Annotated in this window: 3 protein-coding genes; all 3 read right to left on the bottom strand. The window is 74.6% G+C overall.

What is annotated here, in order from left to right; all coding sequences use genetic code 11:
* Positions 1-57 precede the first annotated feature (57 nt).
* From HCJ92_RS23225 to HCJ92_RS23235, 3 genes are read right to left on the bottom strand one after another with little or no spacing between them, the layout of a single operon-like run.
* Entirely contained in the window at positions 58-1,356 is a 1,299-nt protein-coding gene (locus HCJ92_RS23225; RefSeq protein WP_167935574.1) for a dipeptidase, read from the bottom strand.
* Positions 1,353-1,880, bottom strand: coding sequence for a 5-(carboxyamino)imidazole ribonucleotide mutase (gene purE / locus HCJ92_RS23230; protein WP_209311505.1), 528 nt, complete (start codon positions 1,878-1,880; stop codon positions 1,353-1,355). Before purE ends, HCJ92_RS23225 begins: the two co-directional genes overlap by 4 nt.
* A 38-nt stretch (positions 1,881-1,918) precedes the next feature.
* Positions 1,919-3,046 (bottom strand): 5-(carboxyamino)imidazole ribonucleotide synthase, encoded by a 1,128-nt coding sequence (locus tag HCJ92_RS23235; RefSeq protein WP_167935576.1) that lies wholly within the window; start codon positions 3,044-3,046, stop codon positions 1,919-1,921.
* Positions 3,047-3,222: the final 176 nt, after the last annotated feature.

Raw genomic sequence — 3,222 nt, forward strand, 5'->3', positions numbered from 1 at the left:
GGCGGACCGGGCGGTCGTGCGAACGCCGGGGGCGCCTCGCGGCGGAGCCGGTGCGACTCAGCCGGCCGTCGTGTCGAGCGTCGCCAGCGAGGGCCCGCGGCGGCGACGCAGCCCGGCGGCGGCGTCCTCCGCGTCGCCCAGCACCCGTACCGCGTTCCGCCAGGTCAGCTTGGCGAGGTCGTCGGCGGACCAGCCGCGGCCCAGCAGCTCCGCGATCAGGTTCGGGTAGCCGGCGACGGTGTCGAGCCCGTCGGGGAGGAAGGAGGTGCCGTCGAAGTCGCCACCGATGCCGATGTGGTCGACACCGGCGACCTCCCGCATGTGGTCGAGGTGGTCCGCGACGGTGGCCGGGGTGGCGACGGGTCGCGGGTTGTCGGCCTCGAACGCGGCGAGCACGCGGCGCCCCGCGTCGGAGCCGTCCAGCGCGTGCAGGCCGGCCGCGACGAGCGCCTCCTCGCTGCGCCGGGTCCACTCCACGGCCTCCGGCAGCACGAACTTCGGCACGAACGTCGCCATCGCCACGCCGCCGTTGTCCGCCAGCAGCGCCAGTACGTCGTCGGGGATGTTGCGCGGGTGGTCGCAGACGGCACGGGCCGACGAGTGCGAGAAGATCACGGGCGCCTCGGTGACGCGCAGCGCGTCCCGCATGGTGGTCGCCGCGACGTGCGAGAGGTCCACCAGCATCCCCAGGCGGTTCATCTCCCGCACGACCTCCTCGCCGAACGGGCTGAGCCCGTCGTGGCGGGGGGCGTCGGTCGCGGAGTCGGCCCAGTCGATGGTGTCGTTGTGGGTGAGCGTCATGTACCGCACGCCCAGCTCGTACAGGCCCCGGAGGGTGCCCAGGGAGTTGTTGATCGAGTGCCCGCCCTCGGCGCCCATCAGCGAGGCGATCCGGCCCTCGCGGCGCGCTGCCTCCATCCCGGCGGCGGTGGTCGCGGGGGCGAGGTCGTCGGGGTAGCGGTCCTGCATCGTGCGGACCACGTCGATCTGCTCCAGGCAGGAGCTGACCGCGGCGTCGCCGCTGAGGTCGGTCCGCACGTACACCGACCAGAACTGGGCCCCCACACCACCGGCGCGCAGCCGCGGCAGGTCGGTGTGGAGGTGGGCGCTCTGGTCGCGCGAGATGTCGCGGCGGTCGAGGTCGTAGCGGACCTGCTCGCGCAGCGCCCAGGGGAGGTCGTTGTGACCGTCCACCACCGGGTGCTCGGCGAGCAGTTCCAGCGCGCGGGCCAGCAGCCCCGGGTCCTCCGCGGCGGCGCCGACGGGGGTCAGCGGCGCGAGGGTGTCGCGGGCGGCGCCCCTCCCGTCGGCCTCGGCCTCGTCGGCGCCGGTCCCGTTCCCGGTGTCCCCGGTCATGAGGCACCGCCGGTGGTGCCGCCGTTGCCGCCGGCGAAGCCGAAGCGGCGTGCGCCGTTGGCCTTGCCCCGCAGGCGGCGGCCCTTCTCGGTCGCCTGCTCGTTCAGCCGCTCCTGGAAGTCGGTCATCCGCTCCAGCAGCGCCGGGTCGTGGGAGGCGAGGATGCGGGCGGCGAGCAGCCCGGCGTTCCGGGCGCCGCCGACGGAGACGGTGGCGACCGGGACACCGGCAGGCATCTGGACGATGGACAGCAGCGAGTCCATGCCGTCCAGGTACTTCAGCGGCACCGGGACGCCGATCACCGGCAGCGGCGTCACCGAGGCCAGCATCCCGGGCAGGTGGGCGGCGCCGCCCGCGCCGGCGATGATCGCGCGCAGCCCCCGGCCTGCGGCCTCCTCGCCGTAGGCGACCATCTCGCGCGGCATGCGGTGCGCGGAGACGACGTCCACCTCGTAGGGGATCTCGAACTCGTCGAGCGCGGTGGCGGCGGCCTCCATGACGGGCCAGTCGCTGTCGGAACCCATGACGATGCCGACGATCGGGTCGGGGCGGTGCTCGGTGCTCACTCGGTGATCGTTCCTCTGAGGTAGTCGGCGGCGTGCCGGGCGCGCTCGCGCACCTCCGCCAGGTCCGTGCCGTAGGTGGTGACGTGGCCGACCTTGCGGCCGGGCTTCACATCCTTGCCGTACATGTGGACACGCAGACCGGGGTCGCGCGCCAGGCAGTGGAGGTACCCCTGGTACATGTCGGGGTAGTCGCCGCCGAGGACGTTGGCCATCACCGTCCAGGGGGCGCGGGGGCGGGGGTCGCCGAGCGGCAGGTCGAGGACGGCCCGCAGGTGGTTGGCGAACTGGGAGGTGACGGCGCCGTCCTGCGTCCAGTGGCCGGAGTTGTGGGGCCGCATCGCCAGCTCGTTGACGAGCACCGAACCGTCCGCGGTCTCGAACAGCTCCACGGCGAGGTGGCCGACGACGTCCAGTTCCCGGGCGACGGTCAGCGCCAGGTGCTGGGCCCGCGCGGCGGCCTCGGGGTCCAGTCCGGGGGCGGGTGCGATCACCGTGTCGCAGACCCCGCCGACCTGCACGGACTCCACCACCGGGTAGGCGACGGCCTGCCCGTGGGGGGAACGCACCACGTTGGCGGCCAGCTCGCGGGTGAAGGGCACCTTCTCCTCGGCGAGCACGGGCACTCCGGCGCGGAACGGCTCCGCGGCCTCGGCCTCGGAGCCGACGACCCACACGCCCTTGCCGTCGTAGCCGCCGCGGACCGTCTTCAGCACCACGGGGAAACCGGTGGCGCCCGGTTCGTCCTCCGCGAAGGCCCGGACGTCGGCCGGGTCGGCGACGATGCGGTGACGCGGGCACGGCACGCCGAGCGCGGTCAGCCGGGCGCGCATCACACCCTTGTCCTGGGCGTGGACCAGCGCGTCGGGGCCGGGGCGCACGGGGATGCCGTCCGCCTCCAGGGCTCGGAGGTGCTCGACGGGGACGTGCTCGTGATCGAAGGTGATCACGTCGCAGCCCCGAGCGAAGTCACGCAGCGTGGCCAGGTCGCGGTAGTCACCGACGCGGACGTCCTGGACGACCTGCGCCGCCGAGTCCTGGGGGGTGTCGCTGAGGAGTCTGAAGCGGATGCCGAGGGGGATGCCCGCCTCGTGGGTCATACGGGCGAGCTGGCCGCCGCCGACCATGCCGACTACGGGAAATGTCACCGCGCCAGGATATCGGGCCGACGCCCCGGGCCGACCGGGTGGTCGCTCCGCAGTGTGACCGGCGGGCGCGGGGAAGGGCTGCGGGGGCGGGCGCGCCGCGGGGCGAGGGGCGGCCGACCCCGGCGCGTCGGCGGGCCCTGCCCCGCCCTCTCACC

The organism is Streptomyces spiramenti, assembly GCF_012034385.1.
In the GTDB taxonomy this organism is placed as follows: domain Bacteria; phylum Actinomycetota; class Actinomycetes; order Streptomycetales; family Streptomycetaceae; genus Streptomyces; species Streptomyces spiramenti.